The sequence below is a fragment of the Burkholderia sp. WTPI3 genome, from assembly GCF_021483755.1.
Classification (GTDB): Bacteria; Pseudomonadota; Gammaproteobacteria; order Burkholderiales; family Burkholderiaceae; genus Burkholderia.
On the sequence record NZ_JAGIXF010000001.1, the window covers coordinates 59,544 to 82,399 of the forward strand.

18 protein-coding genes, 2 tRNA genes and 1 pseudogene are annotated in these 22,856 nt (G+C 65.3%); 12 read left to right on the plus strand and 9 right to left on the minus strand.

Annotated features, from left to right (window positions below):
- Positions 1-133 precede the first annotated feature (133 nt).
- A protein-coding gene (locus tag J7024_RS00280; protein WP_234744731.1) for an IS3 family transposase occupies positions 134-1,221 on the plus strand; the annotation gives its coding sequence in 2 pieces (ribosomal slippage) (positions 134-395 and positions 395-1,221; 1,089 coding nt in all).
- Positions 1,222-1,259: 38 nt separating this feature from the next.
- Here J7024_RS00280 and J7024_RS00285 read toward each other — a convergent pair.
- A pseudogene (locus J7024_RS00285) lies at positions 1,260-1,406 on the minus strand (transposase); the annotation flags it as partial.
- A 276-nt stretch (positions 1,407-1,682) separates the two neighbouring features.
- Here J7024_RS00285 and J7024_RS00290 point away from each other — a divergent pair.
- Complete coding sequence (locus J7024_RS00290) at positions 1,683-2,021, plus strand: hypothetical protein (protein ID WP_233409912.1); 339 nt, start codon at positions 1,683-1,685, stop codon at positions 2,019-2,021.
- A gap of 114 nt (positions 2,022-2,135) precedes the next feature.
- Here the strand turns inward: J7024_RS00290 and J7024_RS00295 are convergent, their stop codons facing one another.
- The 4 genes from J7024_RS00295 to J7024_RS00310 form a co-directional block, all read right to left on the minus strand.
- Positions 2,136-2,366, minus strand: a complete 231-nt coding sequence (locus J7024_RS00295; protein WP_124828579.1) for a hypothetical protein — start codon at positions 2,364-2,366, stop codon at positions 2,136-2,138.
- A 139-nt stretch (positions 2,367-2,505) separates the two neighbouring features.
- Positions 2,506-3,615 carry a class II histone deacetylase gene (locus J7024_RS00300; protein WP_124828426.1) on the minus strand — a complete coding sequence of 370 codons (1,110 nt, stop codon included), beginning with the start codon at positions 3,613-3,615 and terminating at the stop codon, positions 2,506-2,508.
- Between the two features lie 16 nt (positions 3,616-3,631).
- The gene (locus J7024_RS00305) at positions 3,632-4,819 is read right to left on the minus strand and encodes an MFS transporter (protein WP_234744703.1); all 1,188 of its coding nucleotides are present in this window, start codon (positions 4,817-4,819) and stop codon (positions 3,632-3,634) included.
- A 22-nt stretch (positions 4,820-4,841) separates the two neighbouring features.
- Entirely contained in the window at positions 4,842-5,897 is a 1,056-nt protein-coding gene (locus J7024_RS00310) for a porin (protein WP_234744704.1), read from the minus strand.
- Positions 5,898-6,202: 305 nt separating this feature from the next.
- Here J7024_RS00310 and J7024_RS00315 point away from each other — a divergent pair, with 305 nt between their 5' ends.
- Entirely contained in the window at positions 6,203-7,345 is a 1,143-nt protein-coding gene (locus J7024_RS00315) for a helix-turn-helix transcriptional regulator (RefSeq protein ID WP_124828429.1), read from the plus strand.
- 97 nt (positions 7,346-7,442) lie between these two features.
- A complete protein-coding gene (locus J7024_RS00320) occupies positions 7,443-8,441 on the plus strand; it encodes a 2-dehydropantoate 2-reductase (protein WP_124828430.1) in 999 nt (332 codons plus the stop codon).
- 257 nt (positions 8,442-8,698) lie between these two features.
- Here the strand turns inward: J7024_RS00320 and J7024_RS00325 are convergent, their stop codons facing one another.
- Positions 8,699-9,148, minus strand: coding sequence for a MarR family winged helix-turn-helix transcriptional regulator (locus J7024_RS00325; RefSeq protein ID WP_124828431.1), 450 nt, complete (start codon positions 9,146-9,148; stop codon positions 8,699-8,701).
- Between the two features lie 62 nt (positions 9,149-9,210).
- The gene (locus J7024_RS00330) at positions 9,211-10,356 is read right to left on the minus strand and encodes a glycerate kinase (protein WP_124828432.1); all 1,146 of its coding nucleotides are present in this window, start codon (positions 10,354-10,356) and stop codon (positions 9,211-9,213) included.
- A 394-nt stretch (positions 10,357-10,750) separates the two neighbouring features.
- Between J7024_RS00330 and tig the strand changes: the two genes are divergently transcribed.
- The 7 genes from tig (at position 10,751) to J7024_RS00365 (ending at position 19,603) form a co-directional block, all read left to right on the plus strand.
- Positions 10,751-12,097, plus strand: a complete 1,347-nt coding sequence (gene tig, locus J7024_RS00335; RefSeq protein ID WP_124828433.1) for a trigger factor — start codon at positions 10,751-10,753, stop codon at positions 12,095-12,097.
- A gap of 140 nt (positions 12,098-12,237) precedes the next feature.
- Positions 12,238-12,891, plus strand: a complete 654-nt coding sequence (clpP, locus tag J7024_RS00340; protein ID WP_006496351.1) for an ATP-dependent Clp endopeptidase proteolytic subunit ClpP — start codon at positions 12,238-12,240, stop codon at positions 12,889-12,891.
- A 163-nt stretch (positions 12,892-13,054) separates the two neighbouring features.
- Entirely contained in the window at positions 13,055-14,326 is a 1,272-nt protein-coding gene (clpX, locus tag J7024_RS00345) for an ATP-dependent Clp protease ATP-binding subunit ClpX (protein WP_006754177.1), read from the plus strand.
- A 197-nt stretch (positions 14,327-14,523) separates the two neighbouring features.
- Positions 14,524-16,947 (plus strand): endopeptidase La, encoded by a 2,424-nt coding sequence (gene lon, locus J7024_RS00350; RefSeq protein WP_044843675.1) that lies wholly within the window; start codon positions 14,524-14,526, stop codon positions 16,945-16,947.
- A gap of 206 nt (positions 16,948-17,153) precedes the next feature.
- Positions 17,154-17,229 (plus strand) — tRNA-Val (locus J7024_RS00355).
- Between the two features lie 23 nt (positions 17,230-17,252).
- Positions 17,253-17,329 (plus strand) — tRNA-Asp (locus J7024_RS00360).
- 342 nt (positions 17,330-17,671) lie between these two features.
- On the plus strand, positions 17,672-19,603 hold the full coding sequence (locus tag J7024_RS00365) for a SurA N-terminal domain-containing protein (protein ID WP_175751228.1): 1,932 nt from the start codon (positions 17,672-17,674) through the stop codon (positions 19,601-19,603).
- 88 nt (positions 19,604-19,691) lie between these two features.
- Here J7024_RS00365 and J7024_RS00370 read toward each other — a convergent pair whose 3' ends face one another.
- Entirely contained in the window at positions 19,692-20,366 is a 675-nt protein-coding gene (locus J7024_RS00370; RefSeq protein ID WP_124828435.1) for an arylesterase, read from the minus strand.
- On the opposite strand from J7024_RS00370, the gene J7024_RS00375 reads away from it, so the two are divergent.
- The gene (locus J7024_RS00375) at positions 20,365-21,066 is read left to right on the plus strand and encodes an ABC transporter ATP-binding protein (protein WP_124828436.1); all 702 of its coding nucleotides are present in this window, start codon (positions 20,365-20,367) and stop codon (positions 21,064-21,066) included. The two genes, J7024_RS00370 and J7024_RS00375, sit on opposite strands and share 2 nt — an antisense overlap.
- A gap of 77 nt (positions 21,067-21,143) precedes the next feature.
- On the opposite strand, the gene pgi is transcribed toward J7024_RS00375, so the two are convergent.
- On the minus strand, positions 21,144-22,766 hold the full coding sequence (pgi, locus tag J7024_RS00380; RefSeq protein WP_234744705.1) for a glucose-6-phosphate isomerase: 1,623 nt from the start codon (positions 22,764-22,766) through the stop codon (positions 21,144-21,146).
- Between the last annotated feature and the right edge of the window lie 90 nt (positions 22,767-22,856).

Below are 22,856 nucleotides of genomic sequence, written 5' to 3' on the forward strand. Positions count from 1 at the left end.
GTTGTAAGCGGCGGCGGCAACATTATCAACGCTGCTGCTGGCTCCCAGGCATACATCACCGGCACGAGGGTAATCCCCCCGAGAAACCGGTGTGATCAGAAGTAGAATTTTCTTGTTGAGGGAGTTCTACGGAATGAAGAAATCGAGATTCACGGACAGCCAGATCATGGACGCGCTCAAGCGCGTGGAATCGGGGCTGTCGGTGCCGGACCTGTGCCGGGAGTTGGGCATCAGCACGGCGACGTTCTACAAATGGCGTTCGAAGTACGGCGGCATGGACGTTTCGCTGATCGCGCGGATGAAGGAACTGGAGGCCGAGAACGCCCGGCTGCGCAAGATGTACGTCGAGGAGAAGATCAAGGCCGAGATCGTAGCGGAGGCGCTCGCAAAAAAAGATTGAGGCCATCTTGCCGGCGTGAGATGGCCATGCATGCGGTGTGCAGCCGGGGCGTATCGATCCGGCTGGCATGTGAGGCATTTGGGATCAGCCAGGCCTGTTATCGGTACGTCGGTCGGCGCAGCGCCGAGAACGACGAGATTGCGAACTGGCTGCTGCGCCTGACGGACAACCACCGGAACCGGGGCTTCGGACTGTGCTTCCTGTACCTGCGCAACGTGAAAGGCTTCGGCTGGAATCACAAGCGCGTGTACCGGATCTATTGCGAACTGGAGTTGAACCTGCGAATCAAGCCGCGCAAGCGACTGGTCAGGCAGGTCCCGGAACCGCTGGCGGTGCCGTCTGCCGTCAATCAGGTCTGGTCGATGGACTTCATGCACGACCAACTTGCCGACGGACGTAGCATCCGGCTGTTTAACGTGATCGACGACTTCAACCGCGAGGCACTCGGCATCGAGATCGACTTCTCATTACCGTCGGAACGCGTGATCCGTGCGCTGCGGCAGATCATCGGTTGGCGCGGCAGGCCCAAAGCGATTCGGTGCGATAACGGGCCCGAGTACCTGAGCGCGGCGATCATCGAATGGGCCCGACAGTACGGCATCAGGCTCGACTACATCCAGCCGGGCAAGCCGCAGCAGAATGCGTATGTCGAACGATTCAACCGGACCGTACGGTACGAATGGCTGTCGCAGTACCACTGGGAAGACTTGGACCACGTGCAGCGCTTCGCGACCGATTGGATGTGGACTTACAATCATGACCGCCCGAACATGGCCCTGGGCGGATTTACGCCAAAGCAGCGGTTGGCCATGGCCGCTTAGTTTCTATTTCTGAACCCCGTGGAAAACGGGGGGATTACCGGACCATGTATGCGATGGGCCGCCACCCACTTGCGGATCGTCGCCTCATCGACGCCGTGGCGCTTGGACATCTCACGGAACCCAGCGTGGCCGGACTCGTACTCCTCTGCAACGGATACCTTGAACTGCTCCGTGTACTTGCTCATGAAAAACACCCCAAAGGTTGGATCGATGTCCAACTTTTGGGGTGCAGCTCAGCACTCGCGGGGCTTTTTGTTATACGTGCAGATCGCTGGACTCGCGGAAGCGGCGAGCCTCGCGGAGGGCGATGCTCTTGCAACGAGGCGTCGAAATGTCCTCATGCTCGGCTGCTATCCCGGCCGCGGCTTGCGGCGCGCCGTACTGCGGTCGCCATGGCGGTTGATGCCGTTCCGCGGCCGCACACGCTTTTGCGTGCGCCGCCAACCCGGCTCCGTATAATCATGAACAAAACCTTTCATTTACGCGGGCTGTTTAACCGGGGGCCGTCGCTGATCCACACCACGCGCACGCTGATTTCCGTTTTGTCCTTGACGCTGGCCATGCCGGCTTTTGCCGGGATACCCGCAGACAACATTGCCTGGAGCGCGCGATCGGTGCAGACGGCCGCGCCGTCGGCGGCGTGCACGGCTTACTCCGGACGGCCGATCGAAAGTGGCCTGCCGCTGAACATGGACACCGTGCTGAAATCGGTTGGCAAGGCGCTGCTGGGTTCCGCGCTGAGCGTGACCCAGGGCTATCAGGGGACGGTTCCGAACCCGTGCGCACGCGCGGGCCTGTGACTGTGCCACCGACGAACGGAGCGGCTTGCCGCTTCGTTCGATCAACGCGATACATCCGATTCCCGAAAGCGCCGCGCGTCGACCGACCGCGGCGCTTTGTCGTTGCGAGCGTGGCTAGTCCCAGAAACTGCGCACCGCGACCGCCACGATCACCGGTACCGAAAACACCAGCGGAATCGCGAAATACTGCGCTTCGCGATCGACGACCCAGCTATAGATCAGCCACGCCACGCCGATCGCGAACGTAATAACGCCAACCAGCACGGCGGCGATATTCACGGCGAGCTTCGAAGGCCGGCGGCGCGCTTTGTCGTTGGAATCGGGTTCGCGCGGGGACGATTTCATCTGAAGAAAGGCCGGAGCCTGGCAGGTGTAAATGCACAGGAGACCCGATCCGCACCGATCCCGCAAGGGGCTGAGCATGCCGGCCCCGGCATCGCCCGTTCCCGCGAGGGAGCGCGAGAGAGCGGGCGAGAGCACGGCCTTACAACCCGAACGACGTCGCCAGCTCGTCGAGTAACGCGCGCTGGAACGCGACGAAGCGTTCTCCCGGCTGCTGCGCGATCGCGAGCTCGAGCATCGGATCGGCGACGTCGGTGCGCATGCCGGTCAGTTCCTCGACGATCGCGAGTCCGCAAAACGGCACATACGCCTCCGAATAGCCGCCTTCGTGAACGATCACGAGCCGCCCGCCGCAGTGACGCTGCGCGGCCTCCTTCACCGCGCGCGTCATGAATCGGTAGCTGTCGGTATGCAGCTGCATGCGCGCGAGCGGATCCACCGCGCTCGCGTCGAGGCCGCTCGCGATGACGATCAGTTCGGGCCGGAACCGCTCCAGCGTGGGCAGCACGATCCGCTCGAATGCGTAGCGATACGCGTCGTCGCCGCTGCCGGCGAGCAGCGGCACGTTCAGGTTCGTGCCGACGCCCGCGCCTTCGCCGCGATCGCCGCCGCCGCTGTAGCCGGGCGGGAAGCAGCGGTCCTGGTGCAGCGAAATCGTCAGCGTATCCGGGTCGTCGTAGTAGATCGATTGCGTGCCGTTGCCGTGGTGCACGTCCCAGTCGATCACCGCGACGCGTTCGATCCCGTGTTTCGCACGCGCGGCCTCGATCGCGATCGGGATGTTCGCGAGCAGGCAGAAGCCCATCGGACGATCGCGCAGGCAGTGATGGCCCGGCGGCCGCGACAGCGAGAACGCGTTGGCCGCACATTCGGCGACCACCGTGTCGACGGCCGCGATCGCGAGGCCTGCGGACAGCGCAGCGATCTCGTAGCTGCCCTTGCCGAACGGCGCGAGATCGCCGAGGTCGCCGCCGTTCGCGTCGCTGAGCGCGCGGAACGCGTCGAGATAGCTCGCGGGATGAATGCGCAGCAGATCGCCGGTCGTGGCCGGCGCGGCACCGTGTATGTCGAGGTGAGCGGCAAGCCCCGACGCCTGCACGAGCGACAGGAAGCGGCGCTTCGAATCGGGCGATTCGGCGTAGCCCGCGCTCGACGGCGGCTGGACCCAGCCGCCGACCGGGAAGAACAGCGCGTGCGTGCCGCTGGTGTGCCAGAAGGTGCGTTCGTCGGTGAAGAAGGCAGTGCGATTCATGGATGGGCTTGACCTGTCACGGTTGGGAGGAAACGGGAATCACGGAAGCGGGCGCGCGGCGATCGATATGACGCAGCGCGGCGAACGATGCGATCGCAACGGCCGTCGCGATCGCGAACAGCGCGTGCATCGTGCCGCCTGCGTCGAGCAGTAGCCCGGCGAGCAGCGGACCGGCCGCGAGGCCCGCGCCGATCACGAAATTGAGCGTCGCGACGAGGCGCCCGGACGTATCGATCTGCGCGACGGTCGCGAGAATGAACGGCAGCACGAAGGTCCACGCGAACTTGAACGCGAAGATCGCGGCGCTGTAGCCGCTCACATGCGGAAGTGCGGCGAGTGCGACGAGCGACGCCGCGAGTAGCGCGTACCCGGCGGCGAGCATCGCCCGCCGCGCGACGCGGCCGCCCGCACACGACGCGAGCGCCGCGCCGGCGATTCCCATCACGCTCGCGATCGCGAGCACGTTGCCGGTCGACTGCGGATCGAGGCCGGCTTGCGCCGCGGCACGGCTCGCGAACGTCCACACGCTGCCGATCGCGAGCGCGACGTACAGCCGCGGCGTATGCGATGCGGCGTCGCGCGTGGTCTGCGCCGACGCGGCCCGTGCGCCGAGCGTCGCCGGAAAGCCGCGCGACAGCGGCGCCGCGATGACGGCAAGCACCGCGAGCGCGACGTAGAGCGCGCGCAGCCCGAACGCGACGAACACGTGAGGCAGCACGAACAGCCCGATCGCGCCCGCGATCAACTGGCCGACGACCCACAGGCCGTATACGCGATCGCTGTTCTTGCTGGTGGCCGCGCTCGTCATGCAGAGCACCATCAACGAGCCGCCGCCGAGCGCGGTGACGGCGCGCAGCGCGAGCAGCGCGACGAAGCCCGGCATCCACACCGCGGTGAGCAGATTGCCCGCGCCGAACAGCGCGATTGCGCAAGCGGCGACGCGGCGCGCATCGACGCGGCCGAGCCACAGATACGACGGCACGGTCGCGAGGCTGAACGCGCCGAGTTCGACGAAGAAGTAGGTGCCGATTTGCGATGCGGACAGTCCGAGCTGCGTCGCGAGCTGACCGGCGACGGCCGGCGCGACGAGCAGCAGCAGCGGCGTGATGGCGGCGAACACGACGAGCGCGACGAGCGTCGAGCGCGCAAAGGTCGATGCGCGGCCGTCGGACGGCGGCGCGGCATCGGAGCAAAGGGTTTTCATGGCGGGTTCCAGGTGGACGGGATCAGAACAGGTGGTACATGCCGACCATCGCGCCGAACTGCGCCGCGCCGGCGAGCGGCGTCGGGTCGTATTCGTAGACGGTCTGCGAGCTCTGGCCGCTGTTGCGCGCATAGCCGACGTTCACATAGGCGACGGTGCGTTTCGACAGCGCATACGTGGTGCTCGCGATGAACAGCGTCGGATGGCCGATTGCCGGCGTGTGCGAATCGGTGTGGTAGACGCCCGCGTTCAGTCCGATTCCGCTCGACGCGATCAGGTAACGCGCGCCGCCCCAGATGACGGTGCGTGCCGCATCGAGGTCGCCGGTCACGCGTTCGACGCCCGCGTAGACGGTGAGCGGCAGCGTCGCGAACGCGTAACGGGCGGCGAGCGTGCCGAGTTCGCGGCGACGGGCGGATGCGTCATCCGCGGCCGTTGCATCGCCATGCGCCTGATGCAGCACCGCGCTCACCGACAGCCCGTTGCTGGTGTACTGGCCGCCCAGTTCCAGCACGCGTCCGGCGCGCGTATTGCCGGCGACGCCGGCCGTGGCGGCGAGCGCTTCGGCGTCGAAGCCGGCGAAGGTCGGCGACTGGTACTTGATCGAGTGGTCGATGAAGTTCGCCGTCATCGGCATGATCACGCCCTGGCCGCTGTACGACGCGTACCACAGCGGGTCGTAGAACAGCGTCTTGTCGAACAGCACGCTGAACTGCCGGCCGAGCGTGACGGTGCCGATCGGGCCCGCGATACCCACGTATGCGCCGCGAAAAAAGGCGTAGCCGGGAGCGGTCGGAGTGCCGTCGTTGACGTTCAGGCCCTGCTCGAGCTTGAACAGCGCACGCCAGCCGCCGCCGAAATCTTCGTTGCCCTTCAGTCCGATCTGCGACGGCACGATGCCGTAGTTCTGCAACTGCACGGCCGAGTGGCGTCCGTCGGCATGCGTCAGGTACTGCACGCCGGTGTCGAGCGCGCCGTACAGCGTGAGTGCCGATTGCGCGTGCGCGGCGACGCTGCACGTAGCGAGCGTCACGACGGCTGCGGTCGCGGCTGTGCGGATGAAGCGGGGTTTCGTCACGTGGGGTTCTCCATACCGTCCTGCATCGGTGTGTGTCGTTGGTGTTGTCGCGACGCAGTGTCCGCAGCAGGAAAGCTGTCGAACAGTCGTACAGATGAACGGTGCGGAAAACCCGCGGAGTGCGGCACACGCGTGCCGCCGCGCTGCCGCGACGCGTGCTGCGCAGCAGCAACGTGCGGCCTACCGTTCAAATGGATGGGGTTGCCGCGTGTTCCGGCAGCGGTGCCCGTCAAAAATGACGATCGCTATAATCGGCCGGTCTGCGTTGCGCGTATCAGCGGCCCGAACGGGCAGGGGAGCGGAAGGTGAGGATCACGACGGATATCGGGCAGGATCTCGACGCGTTGCGCGACGTGCCTGCCGCGATCGTGCTCGACGAATCCGCATGGCCGCCATTGCCGTCCCGCCGCGCCGATTTCGACGGCGTCACGCGCGGCGACGCATCGCAGCGCGCGCTCGGCCTGATGCTGCTCGACCTGTATGCGGTCGCCGCGCAATCCGGGATCGGCGAGTTCGAGTGTCGCTTCTTTTCGCTGTTGCAGGCGCTGATCCCGTTCGATGCCGCGTGGACCGGCGTCGCGACGCACGTGCCGACCGGCCCGGTGATGCACAACAGCTTCCTGTACCGTCTTCCGCACGCGTTTTTCAGCGACTGGAAACGCGTGCGCGACTGCGATCCGCTCGCCCGTCGCACGCTGCTCGGCGCGCATGGCCGCGCGGTGCGGCTGTCGGTCGTCGAGCCGGGGGTCGATGCGCGGTTTCGCGACTGGTGCGTGAAGTACGGGCTCGCGCAACTGATGTGCGTGTGTACGCTCGATCGGCGCTTCGGTCTGACGACGTTCATGTCGATCTACCGGCAGGGCCTGAACCGGCCGTTCAGCGACGATGACGCGAATCGTTTCGAAGAGACGATTCCGCATCTCGCGGCCGCGCTCACGATCAATCGGGCGGCGCAGCTCACGCGCGAGCGCGGCGACGCGGCGGCGCCGGCGGCGCGCGCGCTGTGTGACAACTTCGGCGTGCTGCACCACGCCGATCACGGCTTCGACGACGTGCTGCGTACCGAATGGCCTGAGTGGACGGGGCCGCGCGTGCCGGAGCCGCTGGTCACCCACGTGCGGCGCCAGTCGGGCCAGCCGTTCATCGGCGACGCGTTGCGCATCCAGTGCGTGCCGGTCGCCGGACTGTTCCAGATCGAGGCGCGGCCGCGCTCGCTGCTCGACCGGCTGAGCCCGCGCGAGCTGGCGGCGATCCGCTATTACGGCGCCGGGCGCTCGCACAAGGAGGTGGCGCAGCAGATGGCGATTTCACCGACGACGGTGCGGCATTACCTGCGCTGCGCGTACCGCAAGCTCGGCATGCACGACAAGAGCCAGATCGCCGGCGTGCTCGGTGCGACGGGGCCGACCGACGACGAACCGGCCGAGGCCGGCAGTCCGGTACGGTGAACCGGGCCGACGCGGGTACGTCGCGCGCTCGCATAAATAGTTGTATCCGCAACCATTGAGCGTTATGCTCGTCAGCCCCAGGAGACGAATTTCCATCATGAACGACATGAATTCAGGGTCGGTGCGTGCGGCGGTGGTCGGTGTCGGCGCGATCGGCGGATTGCTCGCGGCGGCGCTGTCGCGGGCCGGCATGACCGTGAGCGCGTACGCGCGCGGCGCGACGCTCGATGCGTTGAACGCGCACGGTGTGCGCGTGATCGACGAGACGGGCGCGATGTCGTCGATTCCCGTGCGCGCGAGCAACGATGCGGCCGCGCTCGGCGTGCAGGACTACGTGGTGATCGCGCTGAAGGCGCAGGCGTTGCCGGCGCTGGCCGCGCGCATCGCACCGCTGGTCGGGCCCCACACCGTGATCGTCGCCGCGATGAACGGGCTGCCGTGGTGGTTCACGCACGGTCTCGCGGGGGCGATCGACGGTGTACCGCTCGACGCGGTCGATCCGGGCGGCGCGGTGTCGGCGGCGCTGCCGCCTGCGCAGGCGATCGGCTGCGTCGTGCATCTGTCGTCGAGCACCGATGGGCCGGGTGTCGTGCGCCGCGGACGCGGCAATCGCCTGATCGTCGGCTCGCCCGATCCGCGACTCGATGCGCCGACGGCGCGGCTCGCGGCGGCGCTTGCCGCGGGCGGCTTCGACGTCGAGTCGACGCCGGCGATCCGCGCCGAGATATGGACGAAGCTGTGGGGCAACATGAACATGAATCCGCTGAGCGCGCTGACGGGTTCGACCGCCGAGCAGTTGCTCGACGATCCGTACACGGAGCATCTTGCGTTGCGGATGATGGAGGAGGCTGCTGCGGTCGGCGCGAAGCTCGGTCTTCACACCGGGATGAGCGGGCCGGAGCGGATCGCGGTGACGCGCAAGCTCGGGGCGTTCAAGACGTCGATGCTGCAGGATTTCGAGGCGGGGCGTCCGCTCGAGATCGGGCCGATCCTCGGCGTGTTTCCGGAACTGGGCCGCAAGCTCGATGTGCCGACGCCATATTGCGACGCGGTGCTCGGCTTGCTGCGTCAGCGGGCGGAAAACAGCGGGCTGTAGCAGAGGGCGGCCGGTATGCGGAGGCGGTTGCGGACCGGGGAGGACAACGTTCGCCGTGTACCGGGGCGGGGGAGGCCGGACGGCGGCCCGGTGCACTCACGCAACCCGGGCGGCCAGCTGATTCATCTGAATAAAACAGGGCGGCCTGCATCGTGCGTGACGCACTCGCGGGGCCGCCCGTCGATCCGATGTTTGTTGCGACGCACGCGGTACCGCACCGAGCAACGCGCGGCGCGGACATCGAGCGTTGGGCCGCCTCAGTTATCCTGTTCGATCGCGTGCGCGACGACCTTGTCGAGCAGCCGCTCGAACGTCTGGCGCTCGCTGTCGGACAGGCCCGCGAGCAGGCCTTCGTTCCACTTGCGCACGATCGGCATGATCTTGCGATTCAGCGCGCGGCCGTCTGCGGTCAGCGCGATCAGCACGATCCGGCCGTCCTCCTCGCTCGCGCTGCGCTCGAGCAACCCCTGGCGCAGCAGAGCTTCGGCCGCGCGGCTCGCCTGGCTTTTGTCGAGATTGGTGTGGCGCGCGAGATCCATGATCGAGAACGGACCGAAGGCGCCGACGGCGGCGATTACGCGCGCCTCGGGCAGCGAGATGTCCAGCTTGTGCCGGTACACCTCGGCGATCCCGCGGTCGGATCGCTTCGTGAGCGCGTGGAGGCGATAGGTCAGAAACTGATCGAGCCCGGCTTGACGGCCTTTCATGTCGAATCCTGAAGAAAAAGGGCGGGCCCGATTGTTCCTGTATCGCGCGCTCGGGTCAACGGTCAGTGTGCGCCGTACTTCAGCCGTGTCAACTGTTCGGCTTCGTTAGCGAGCAGGTTCGCCGCATCGCGGATCGCGACGTCGAGCGTGATCGGCCCGGGTGCCGGCGAGAAACAGCCGGAAAAATGCTCGGACAGGCGCGGCAGCGCGGCCGGGTCGACTGCGCCCGACAGCAGCGACGCGGGCACGCCCGCGGCCTGCGCATGGCGGCACGCGATGAACGGTGCCTTGCCGTGCAGTGTCTGCACGTCGGAGCGGCCTTCGCCAGTGATCAGCCAGTCGGCGCCCGCGAGCGCCGTATCGAGGCCGACTTGCCGTGCGACGACTTCCGCGCCGGCTTCGAACCGCGCGCCCAGCATGTGCAGCGCGAAACCGAGACCGCCTGCGGCGCCGGCGCCGGCCAAGTCGCGGCTGCGCCGGTCGAGCGCGGCTTCAAGCAGGTCCGCGAAGCGCGCGAGCGCGGCGTCGAGGGGCGCAACCTGCTCGGGCGTCACGCCTTTTTGCGGACCGAACACGGCGGTTGCGCCATGCGCGCCCGTCAGCGGGTTGTCGACGTCCGACATGCCGATGAATTCGGCTTCCTTCAGGCGCGGATCGAGCTCCGACACGTCGATGCGCGCGATGTCGGCGAGCCGTGCCGGGACGGGTTCCACCGGCTGGTCGGCCGCATCGAAGCATTGCAGGCCGAGGCCGGCGAGAAGGCCGGCGCCTGCGTCGTTGGTGCTGCTGCCGCCGAGGGCGACGAAGAAGCGGCGCACGCCTTCGTCGAGCAGCGTGCGGATCGCTTCGCCCATCCCGCGCGTGCTGCGCGCCTCGACCGGTACGCTCATGCCGACCGCATCGGTGATGCCGACGATCTCGGCCGTCTCGACGATCGCGGTGCGCGCGTCGATCACGCCGAGCGCCGCGTCGCGTGCCGCGAGCGACGCGCCGGCCACCCGCAGCGTGCGCCGCGTGCCGCCGCCGGCCAGCATCGCATCGAGCGTGCCTTCGCCGCCGTCGGCCATCGGGCAGCAGCGCACGACCGCATCGGGCCGGGCACGGCGGATGCCGGTGGCGATCGCGTCCGCGACCTGCTCGGCGGAAAGCGAGCCTTTGAACGAATCGGGCGCGATGACGACGACAGGCGCGGACGGGTGTTGCGGCATGGTGTCTCCGGAAGGCGAAATTGGTGTGAAGAATCGCGGTCGCGACGGCGGCGCACGCTCAATCGGAGCTTACAGGATGGCGGGCCCGCGGTGGATATGGCGTTCGGCATAGCGGCGATCCGCTCGCATTGCCGCGTACGGGAAGCAGACGACACGCCGGGTACGCACGTGAGTCGTGCCGATCTGGCGGTATGAGGAAGATTGTTTGCTAGAATAGTCGATTCTTCCGGCCAAAGCCGTGCTCCGAGCCGCTTGCGCTAGCCATCCGGCGCGTGCAGGGATGGCGTGGCGCTCCGGCGCGGCGTGTGTGACGCACCTACGTGCACCTCACGCCGCAGGCAGGCACGGCAAGGAAAACCCGATTCGCTCGAATAATTTTAGGACGATTGAAGCCATGGCTAACGTTGTTGAGAACCTCGGCAAGCTTGAACGCCGCGTGACGATTTCCCTGCCGAAAGACACCGTGCAGAAGGAAATCGACGCCCGTATCCAGAAACTCGCGAAGAACGTGCGCATGCCGGGTTTCCGCCCGGGCAAGGTGCCGCTGAAGATGGTCGCCCAGCAATACGCGGGTCAGGTCGAAGCGGAAGTGCTGAGCGACAAGATCGGCCAGGAGTTCTTCACGATCAGCCGCGCGGAAAACCTGCGCGTCGCTGGCCAGCCGAGCTTCGAGCCGAAGCAGGAGCAGGCTGAAGATGCATACGCGTTCGACGCGACGTTCGAGGTCTACCCGGAAGTGAAGATCGGCGATCTGGCGACGGCTGAAGTCGAGCGCTCGACGACGTCGATCGGCGACGCCGAAATCGACCGCACGCTGGACATCCTGCGCAACCAGCGCGTGCACTTCCACGCACGCGGCGAAGCCGGCGAGCACGGCGACGGCGGTGCGGATACCGCAGCGAAGAACGGCGACCGCGTGACGGTCGACTTCGTCGGCAAGATCGACGACGTCGCGTTCCAGGGCGGCACCGCGGAGGACTTCCCGTTCGTGCTCGGCGAAGGCCGCATGCTGCCGGAATTCGAAACGGCGGCGCTCGGCCTGAAGGTCGGCGAAGCGCGTACGTTCGACCTCAAGTTCCCGGACGACTACCACGGCAAGGACGTGGCAGGCAAAACGGCACAGTTCACGGTCACAATGAAGAAGATCGAGTGGCCGCACCTGCCGGAAATCGACGCTGAATTCGCAAAATCGCTGGGCATCGAAGACGGCGACCTGACGAAGATGCGTGCCGAGATCAAGGAAAACCTCGAGCGCGAAGCAAAGCGCCGCACGCAATCCATCGTCAAGAACCAGGTGATGGACGCGCTGCTGAAGATTTCCGAACTCGACGTGCCGAAGGCGCTGATCGAGCAGGACCAGCAACGTCTCGTCGAAATGGCTCGCCAGGATCTGGCGCAGCGCGGCGTGCCGAACGCGAAGGACGCACCGATCCCGGCCGAGATGTTCGCCGAGCAGGCAGAGCGTCGCGTGAAGCTGGGCCTCGTGCTGGCCGAACTCGTGAAGTCGAACGGCCTCGAAGCGAAGCCGGAACAGATCCGCGCGGAAGTCGACGAGTTCGCGAAGAGCTACGAAGACCCGAAGGAAGTGGTCCGCTGGTATTATTCGAACCAGCAGCGCCTCGCCGAGATGGAAGCGTTCGTCGTTGAGAGCAACGTCGTCGACTTCGTGCTGGGCAAGGCAAAGGTGACGGACAAGGAAGTGAGCTTCGAGGCACTCGCGAGCGCATCGGCGCAAGCGTAAGTGTCGCTCTAGCGGCGTGCCGGCTGTCGGAGCGACGGCCCGCACGCCGTTTTTACGTCAAGCGCGCGGTTGCCATTAATATGGCGATTGAGCGGGCGGCTTCCCTCCGTTCAATTTTCCATTCGAACAAGGTTTATTGAATGATCACTCGTGCTGAATTGCTGGACATGCTTGCTTCGAACGCGCCGCAGGGTTTCGAGGCGCAAGCGCTGGGACTGGTGCCGATCGTCGTCGAAACGAGCGGCCGCGGCGAGCGTTCGTACGATATCTATTCGCGTCTCCTGAAGGAGCGCCTGGTGTTCATGGTCGGCGAAGTCAACGACCAGACCGCCAACCTCGTCGTCGCGCAATTGCTGTTCCTCGAGAGCGAGAATCCCGACAAGGACATCAGCCTCTACATCAACAGCCCGGGCGGCTCTGTGTCGGCCGGCATGGCGATCTACGACACGATGCAGTTCATCAAGCCGGACGTCTCCACGCTCTGCATGGGCCTCGCGGCCAGCATGGGTGCGTTCCTGCTCGCATCGGGCGCGAAGGGCAAGCGCTTTGCGCTGCCGAACTCGCGCGTGATGATTCACCAGCCGCTCGGCGGTGCACGCGGCCAGGCTTCGGACATCGAAATCCAGGCACGCGAAATCCTGTACCTGAAGGAACGGCTGAACAATCTGCTCGCGCAGCACACGGGCCAGGACGTCGAGCGCATCGCGCGCGACACCGACCGTGATAACTTCATGTCGAGCGAGGACGCGAAGGCGTACGGGCTGATCGATCAGGTGCTGCTGAAGCGCCCCTGAGTTTAAGTAGGGTGCCGCCCCGATTCGTGCGGCGCCCCGTGGCGTCCGAAACGCGTTGAGCATCTGCGGCAAGCGCATCCAGCCGGCTCCGGTCGCGCCCTAGGCGCGGCGTCCGGAGCATTCGGCGTATCATGTCATTTACCTGTCCGGAGGCTCTACATTCATGGCGGACAAAAAAGGTTCGAACAGCGAGAAGCTGTTGTATTGCTCGTTTTGCGGGAAGAGCCAGCATGAGGTGAAAAAACTCATCGCGGGCCCGTCGGTATTCATCTGCGATGAATGTATCGACCTCTGCAACGAGATCATTCGCGACGAGGCGGCTGCCGCCGGCGTCGAGGCCAGCCTGTCCCGGTCGGATCTGCCGAGCCCGCAGGAAATTCGCGACATCCTCGATCAGTACGTGATCGGCCAGGAGCGCGCGAAGAAGATCCTCGCGGTGGCCGTGTACAACCACTACAAGCGCCTGAAGCATCTCGACAAGAAGGACGACGTCGAGCTGTCGAAAAGCAACATCCTGCTGATCGGCCCGACGGGCTCCGGCAAGACGCTGCTCGCGCAGACGCTCGCGCGGTTGCTCAACGTGCCGTTCGTGATCGCGGACGCGACGACGCTGACCGAAGCCGGCTACGTCGGCGAGGACGTCGAGAACATCATCCAGAAGCTGTTGCAGAACTGCAACTACGAGGTCGACAAGGCTCAGCGCGGGATCGTCTACATCGACGAAATCGACAAGATCAGCCGCAAGTCGGACAACCCGTCCATCACGCGCGACGTGTCGGGCGAGGGCGTCCAGCAGGCGCTGCTGAAGCTCGTCGAGGGCACGATGGCATCGGTGCCGCCGCAGGGCGGCCGCAAGCATCCGAACCAGGATTTCATCCAGGTCGACACGACCAACATCCTGTTCATCTGCGGCGGTGCATTCGACGGTCTCGAGAAGGTGATCACGGACCGTACCGAAAAGACGGGCATCGGCTTCGGCGCGACGGTCAAGAGCAAGCAGGAACGCGACGCGGGCGAAGTGCTGCGCGAAACGGAACCGGAAGACCTGATCAAATTCGGTCTGATCCCCGAATTGATCGGCCGTCTGCCGGTGGTAGCGACGCTCGGCAAGCTCGATGAAGCCGCGCTGATGAAGATCCTCGTCGAGCCGAAGAACGCGCTCGTCAAGCAGTATCACAAGTTGTTCGCGATGGAGCGCGTCGAGCTGGAGATCCGGCCGGGCGCACTGCAGGCGGTCGCCCGCAAGGCGATCCGCCGCAAGACCGGCGCGCGCGGGCTGCGTTCGATCATCGAGCAGGCATTGCTCGACGTGATGTACGAATTGCCGGCGATGAAGGGGGTCAGCAAGGTCATCATCGACGAGAACGTCATCGATGGCGACGGCAAGCCCCTGCTGATCTATGAGGACACGCCGAAGGTGGCGGGTTCGAACTGACCGGCTTGCCGACGATGTTCTGCGGAAAAGGCCGTTCATGAGTCCGTGGGCGGCTTTTTTTCGTTTATCTTGTGGGTAACTCTGACTCGAAACGCGGTGGTTACTTTCTTACCGAATATTTCCCGCACTTGAAGGCTTGCAATTCGTTGTGGCGGCCTCAATTACCGAACAATTGATTCCACTCATGGGGAAATGAAATGTCAGGCACCCAACTTCTTCCGCCGGAACGCATCACGCTCCCGCTGCTGCCGCTGCGGGATGTCGTCGTTTTCCCGCACATGGTGATTCCGCTCTTCGTGGGCCGGCCGAAATCGATCAAGGCCCTCGAAGCAGCGATGGAAGGCGGCAAGCACATCATGCTCGTCGCCCAGAAAACCGCGGCCAAGGACGAACCGACCGAAAAAGACATGTACGAGGTCGGTTGTATCGCCAACATCCTGCAGATGCTGAAGCTGCCGGACGGCACCGTGAAGGTGCTCGTCGAGGGCCTGCAGCGCGCGAAGGCGTTGTCGATCGAAGAGCAGGAGACGCAGTTCTCCTGTGAAGTGATGCCGCTCGAGCCCGATCACGCCGACAGCGCGGAAACGGAAGCGCTGCGCCGCGCGATCGTGTCGCAGTTCGACCAGTACGTGAAGCTGAACAAGAAGATCCCGCCGGAGATTCTCACGTCGCTGTCGGGCATCGACGAAGCCGGTCGCCTCGCCGACATGATCGCCGAGCGTCTGCCGCTCAAGCTCGACCAGAAGCAGCACATCCTCGAGATGTTCCCGGTCATCGAGCGCCTCGAGCACCTGCTCGCGCAGCTCGAAGCCGAGATCGACATCCTGCAGGTCGAAAAGCGCATCCGCGGGCGCGTGAAGCGCCAGATGGAAAAGAGCCAGCGCGAGTACTACCTGAACGAACAGGTCAAGGCGATCCAGAAGGAACTGGGCGAAGGCGAAGAGGGTGCGGATCTCGAGGAACTCGAGAAGCGCATCAACGCCGCGCGCATGCCGAAGGAAGCGAAGAAGAAGGCCGACGCCGAACTCAAGAAGCTGAAGCTGATGTCGCCGATGTCGGCGGAAGCGACCGTCGTGCGCAACTACATCGACACGCTGATCGGCCTGCCGTGGCGCAAGAAGAGCAAGGTCAACAACGACCTGTCGAACGCCGAGCAGGTGCTCGACGAGGATCACTTCGGCCTCGAGAAGGTCAAGGAACGCATCCTCGAATATCTCGCGGTGCAACAGCGCGTGGACAAGGTCAAGGCGCCGATCCTGTGCCTCGTCGGGCCTCCCGGCGTCGGCAAGACCTCGCTCGGCCAGTCGATCGCTCGCGCGACGAACCGCAAGTTCGTCCGGATGGCGCTCGGCGGCGTGCGTGACGAAGCCGAGATCCGCGGCCACCGCCGGACGTACATCGGCTCGATGCCGGGCAAGATCCTGCAAAGCCTTGCGAAGGTCGGCGTGCGCAATCCGCTCTTCCTGCTCGACGAAGTCGACAAGATGGGCATGGATTTCCGCGGCGATCCGTCGTCGGCGCTGCTCGAAGTGCTCGATCCGGAACAGAACCACACGTTTGCAGACCACTACATCGAAGTCGACTTCGATCTGTCGGACGTGATGTTCGTCGCGACGTCGAACTCGCTGAACATCCCGCCGCCGCTGCTGGACCGGATGGAAGTGATTCGTCTGTCGGGTTACACGGAAGACGAGAAGGTCAGCATCGCGCAGCGTTACCTGCTGCCGAAGCAAAAGAAAAACAACGGTCTGAAGGACGGCGAGATCGAGGTCACCGAGCAGGCGATCCGCGACATCATCCGCTACTACACGCGCGAAGCCGGTGTGCGTTCGCTTGAGCGGGAAGTGTCGAAGATCTGCCGCAAGGTCGTGAAGATGCTGCTGCTGAAGAAGGCATCGGGCGCGATCAAGGTCGATGGCGAAAACCTCGACACGTTCCTCGGCGTACGCAAGTACGACTTCGGCCTCGCAGCGAAGGAAAACCAGGTCGGTCAGGTGACGGGCCTCGCGTGGACGGAAGTCGGCGGCGACCTGCTGACGATCGAAGCCGCGGTGATGCCGGGCAAGGGCAACGTGATTCGCACGGGTTCGCTCGGCGACGTGATGAAGGAGTCGGTCGAGGCTGCGCGTTCGGTCGTGCGCTCGCGTTCGCGACGTCTGGGCATCAAGGACGAAGCGTTCGAGAAGCAGGACATCCACATCCACGTGCCGGAAGGCGCAACGCCGAAGGACGGTCCGTCCGCTGGCGGTGCGATGACGACCGCGCTGGTGTCGGTGCTGACGGGGATTCCCGTGCGTGCCGACGTCGCGATGACGGGCGAAATCACGCTGCGTGGCGAAGTGCTGCCGATCGGCGGGCTGAAGGAAAAACTGCTGGCGGCGCATCGTGGCGGCATCAAGCTCGTGCTGATCCCGGAAGAGAACGTGAAGGATCTCGCGGACATTCCGGACAACGTGAAGAACGCGATCGAGATCGTGCCGGTCCGCTGGATCGACAAGGTGCTCGAACTCGCGCTCGAACGTACGCCGACCCCGCTGCCGCCGGAAGAAGAGGCGAAGGCGGCGGCACCGGTTGGCGAGGCGGCGAAGGATGCCGGCTCGACGGAAGTCGTCAAGCACTGAGCGTCCGAACGCCGTCCCTGACGGTTGTTCACGAAACCCGCGGCGTGTCCGCGGGTTTTTTATGCGAGTCGGCGTGGCGTGCGAATGGATGGATGTTAAAAAAATTCGCATTCGGGCTTGGCAAAATGATCTGGAATGAATTAAACTCGCAGGCTCGCTGGTTGTTGATGCCGAAACGCAGATCGCAGCCAGAACGAATCGGAAACGGGTGCTTAGCTCAGCTGGTAGAGCGGCGCCCTTACAAGGCGTAGGTCGGGGGTTCGAACCCCTCAGCACCCACCAGTTTCACGATTCAGCCAGACCAAGGAGCGGTAGTTCAGTCGGTTAGAATACCGGCCTGTCACGCCGGGGGTCGCGGGTTCGAGTCCCGTCCGCTCCGCCAGAAAATGAAGAAGCCCGCCTCGTGCGGGCTTTTTCATTTGCGTCGTCGGTTGCGCCCGCTTGCGGGCGCGTGACTGCGGAGTGGAGGAAGCCGCCTGCGCGGCTTCCGGCGGGACGCGAAGGGCTGCGCATGTATGCGCAGCCGCGGCCTGCAGGATGTAGGCGAGTCCCGTCCGCTCCGCCAGAAAATGAAGAAGCCCGCCTCGCGCGGGCTTTTTCATTTGCGTCGTCGGTTGCGCCCGCTTGCGGGCGCGATCGTCGAGTCGAGGAAGCCGCCTGCTTTTCTCCCGTCCCACCCTGTATGTTGTAATATCGGACGTTTTGTCCAATTTTCCCGTCACGCATGCTCGATTTCTTCCGTAATCACCAGCGCCTGATGATGGCGCTCCTGCTCCTGATCGTGTTGCCGGGGCTGGGTTTCGTCGGGATCCAAGGTTTCCGCGGGTTCTTCGACGACAGTGCGAACGTCGCGGCGGTCAACGGGCACAAGATCACGCGAGTCGAATTCGACGGCGCGTTCCGTCAGCAGATCGACCAGGCGCGCCAGGCGCTCGGCGGGCAGTTCGACATCAAGGCGTTCGATACACCCGAACACCGCAAGCAAGTGCTCGATGGCCTGATCCAGCAACGTGTGCTGGCCGACGAGACGCAGCGTCTGCACCTCACTGCTTCCGACAACGCAGTGCGCGACGCACTGATGAGCGACCCGATGATCGCGTCGCTGAAGAAGCCGGACGGTTCGATCGACGTCGAACGCTATGCACAGCTGCTGTCGTTCCAGGGAATGACGCCCGAGCAGTATCAGGAGCGCGTGCGCTACAGCCTCGCGCTGCAGCAGATTCCGGCGAGCATCGTGTCGAGCGCGTTTACGCCGAAGAGCCTCGCGCAGCGTCTGTCGGAACTGGCCGCGCAGCAGCGCGAAGTGCAGGCGCTCGTATTGAAGACGAGCGATTACGCAGCGAAGGTGCAGCCGACCGATGCGCAGCTCGCCGCGTACTACGACGCGCACAAGCAGAGCTTCGCGACGCCGGAAACCGCGACGATCCAGTACCTCGTCTATTCGCCGGCCGCAGCCGCCGCGAGCGCGCAGCCGACCGATGCGGACATCAAGAAGTTCTATGACGACAATCCGACGCACTTCCGCACGGAAGCGCAGGCGCGCGTGAGCCACATCTTCATCGCCGCGGCGAGCGACGCAAGCGCTGCCGACAAGGCGGCAGCGAAGGCGAAGGCCGAGCAACTGCTGGCCGACGTGAAGGCGCATCCGGACCAGTTCGCGCAGATCGCGCAGAAGAACTCGCAGGACGCGCCGTCTGCCGCGAAGGGCGGCGACCTCGGCTTCATCACGCGCGGTTCGACGGCGGGCGGCAAGGCATTCGACGACGCGGCATTTTCGCTGAAGCAAGGCGAGATCAGCGGTGTCGTGCAGTCGGATCTCGGCTTCCACATCCTGAAGGCGACCGAAGTGAAGCCATCGGTGATCAAGCCGTTCGCGGACGTGAAGGACCAGATCGCCGCGGACCTGAAGCAGCAGTATGCGTCGAAGGCATTCTCGGACAACGCGGAAGGCTTCACGTCGACCGTGTATGAAAAGGCGAAGTCGCTGCAGCCGGCTGCGGACAAATACAAGCTGACGATCCAGACGGCCACCGTCACGCCGACACCGAATCCGCAACTGCCGCCGACGAGCCCGCTGAACAATCCGAAGTTCCTGGCGGCCGTGTTCGCGAGCGACTCGGTGAAAAACCAGAACAACACGCAGGCGATCGACGTCGGCAACAACACGCTGATCTCCGCGCACGTCACGAACTACAAGCCGGCGGCCGTGCCCGCGCTCGACACGATCAAGGACGCCGTGCGTCAGAAGGTGATCGCCGAGCAGGCCGCGGAACTTGCGAAGAAGGAAGGCGCGGCGAAACTGGCCGAGCTGCAGAAGTCGAAGTCGACCGACGGGTTCGGTGCCGCGCAGAAGGTGTCGCGTACGCAATCGCAGGGCCTGACGCCGGCGGCATTGAGCGCCGTCTACAAGGTCGATGCGAAGACGCTGCCGGCCTACATCGGCGTCGATCTTGGTGCGGACGGTTACGCGATCTATCGCGTGAACGCGGTGATCCCGGGTTCGGCGGTCGATCCGCAGCAACTCGCAGCCGCGCAGCAGCAGATGGCGCAGGTCGAAGCGCAGAGCGAGGGCGAAGCGTATCTCGCCGCGCTGCGCGACCGTTCGAAGGTGAAGCTGTATGGTACGGCGCCCCGTGCGCAGGACGAGGACAACTGAGCATCGCTCAGGCGTTCACTGTTCCGCACGTCACGACAAAAAGCCCCGCTCGAAGCGGGGCTTTTTGTTTTCCGGCGTGGCGGTAGTATCAGCCGCGCGGCTTGCCGAGCAGCGGCTTCAGCGCCGGCCAGACGTTGTCAAGCAGAATGCCTTGCGCCTGCTGTGTCGGATGCATCTGATCCGACTGGAACATCTCCGGCTTGTTCTCGATGCCGGCGAGCAGGAACGGCACGAGCGGCACCTCGAGTTCCTTCGACAGCCGCGTATAGACCGCGTGGAATTTCTGCGTATAGTCGGGCCCGTAGTTGGCCGGCACGTACATGCCGACCAGCACGACCTTCGCATGGGCGTGCCGCGCATCGGCGATGATGTCGCGCAGGTTCTGCTCGGTCGTCGCGAGTGGCACGCCGCGCAGCGCATCGTTCGAACCGAGCTCGACGACGACGATCGACGGCTTGAGCCGTTGCAGGACGGCGGGCAGTCGCGCGCGGCCGCCGCTCGTCGTGTCGCCGCTGACGCTTGCGTTCGCAACGCTATAATCGATTCGTCCGGTCGCGAGCCGCTGCCGCAGCAGCGCAACCCAGCCCGTGTCCCGCGGCAGCCCGTATTCGGCCGATAGGCTGTCGCCGAGTACGACGAGCATGGGCTGGCCCGACGACTGCGCGGCAACCGTCGCCGCCAGCGCGGGCACGGTTGCCGCGAGCAGGGTACCCAGCAGTGCGGCGAGCGCCGCACGTCTTTTCCAGCGAAATGTCGTGTCCATGTTCAAGATTACCGATCCGATCATCGAAGTCCATGACGTATGCAAGCGGGTCGCCGACGCGACGGGCGAACTGACGATCCTCGACGGCATCACGCTCGCGGTGCGGCCCGGCAGCAGCCTCGCGATCGTCGGTGCGTCGGGGTCGGGCAAATCGACGCTGCTCGGCCTGCTTGCGGGGTTGGACAGCGCGACGAGCGGCACGGTTCGCCTGCTCGGCCGCGCGCTCGACCAGCTCGACGAGGACGAGCGCGCCGCGCTGCGCAATGGGGCGGTCGGCTTCGTGTTCCAGTCGTTCCAGTTGATGCCGCACCTGACCGCGCTCGAAAACGTGATGCTGCCGCTCGAACTGCAGGGCGGCATCAGTGCGCGCGAGGCGGCCGATCGTGCGCGCACGCTGCTCGTGCAGGTCGGCCTCGCCGAACGCATCGCGCATTATCCGAAGCTGCTGTCGGGTGGCGAGCAGCAGCGTGTCGCGCTCGCGCGCGCGTTTGTCACCCGACCGGCGATCCTGTTCGCGGATGAGCCGACCGGCAGCCTGGACGCAGCGACGGGGCACGCGGTCATCGACCTGATGTTCGAGTTGAATCGAACGCACGGCGCAACGCTCGTGCTCGTCACGCACGATACCGAACTCGCACGGCGCTGCGCGACGACGGTAACGATCGAAGCCGGACGCATCGTCGCCCCGCACGCGGTGTAGTACCGCACTGTATTTCCTCGCCGGCCGTGCAGGCGCGTTTCACGCCTGTACGGCCGGCATGCGCATCGCGCGTCGCGTCAGCGCTTGAGCGCCGCACGTGCGCGCTCGATCAGCGCGGCGGTCGACGAATCGTGCTTCGCGGGATCGACCGACTCGGCCGACAGGTCGGCTTCGACGACCTTGCCGAGAATCTTGCCGAGCTCGACGCCCCACTGGTCGAACGGATTGATGTCCCACACCGTCGCCTGCACCAGCACCTTGTGCTCGTACAGCGCGATCAGCGCGCCGAGCGCGCGCGGCGTCAGCGCGTCGACGAGCAGCGTCGTCGTCGGGCGGTTGCCGGGGAACGTGAGGTGCGGTGCGAGCGCTTCCTTGCCGGGGCCGGCGACCTTGCGCGCTTCGTCGAGCGTGCGGCCGAGCATCAGCGCTTCACTTTGCGCGAAGCAGTTCGCGAGCAGCTTCGGATGATGGCTCGCGAGCGGATGCTCGGGCGTCAGCACCGCGACGAAGTCGATCGGCACGATCGTCGGGCCCTGGTGCAGCATCTGGAAGAACGCATGCTGGCCGTTGGTGCCCGGCTCGCCCCACGTGACGGCCGATGTCGGGTAGTCGACGAACGTGCCGTCCAGACGCGCGGACTTGCCGTTGCTTTCCATCTCGAGCTGCTGCAGGTACGACGGCAGGTAGTGCAGCGCTTCCGAATACGGCGCGACGAGATAGCTCTGCGAGCCGAAGAAGTTGCGATACCAGATGCCGATCAGGCCGAGCAGCACCGGCAGGTTGCGTTCGAGCGGCGCTTCGCGGAAATGACGATCCATGTCGTTCGCGCCGGCGAGCAGCTCGTCGAACTGTTCCGGTCCGATCGCAATCATGATCGACAGGCCGACCGCCGACCACAGCGAATAGCGGCCGCCGACCCAGTCCCACATTTCGAACACGTTGTCGGCCGCGATGCCGAACTTCACGACTTCGGCCGGGTTGGCCGACACGCCGACGAAGTGCTTCGCGAGCGCGTCCTCGGGGCAGCCGCGCGCGACGAACCAGTCGCGCAGCGAGCGTGCGTTCGTCATCGTTTCGAGCGTCGTGAAGGTCTTCGACACGATGATCGCGAGTGTTTCTTCCGGATCGACCTGCTCGAGCACGCGCGCGAGATCGGCGCCGTCGACGTTCGACACGAAGTGCGTCGAGATGTCCGGCGTCGCGACGTGGTGCAGCGCGTGCGTGACCATCTTCGGTCCGAGATCCGAGCCGCCGATGCCGATGTTGATCACGTGGCGGATGCGTTTGCCCGTGTAGCCCGTCCATGCGCCGCTGCGCACGGCGCGTGCGAAGGTCGCCATCTTCGCGCGTTCGGCGCTGACCTGCGCATGGAACGGCGCTTGCGGGTCGGTCGCGCGCAACGCCGTGTGCAACGCTGCGCGGCCTTCGGTCGGGTTGACGATCTCGCCGGCGAACATGGCGTCGCGGCGCGCTTCGACGCCCGCTTCGCGGGCCAGTTGCACGAGCAGGCGCAGCGTGTCGTCGTTGATGCGGTTCTTCGAGAAATCGGCCGTGAGGCCGCCGCCCGGGATCGTGAAGCGTTCGGCGCGGGTCGGTGCGTGGTCGTTTTCCGGCGCGAACCAGTCGCGCAGCCGCGCATGGCGGATCTGTTCGAAGTGGGATTGAAGGGCAGTCCAGGCGGGGAGCGAATTCAGCGTCATGGCGGTTCGAGTGAAGCGTGAATCGGGAGGAATGCCGCGCCGGCGCATCGGGATCGGAAGGCCGGCGGACGAGAGGGCCCGCCGTGCGGC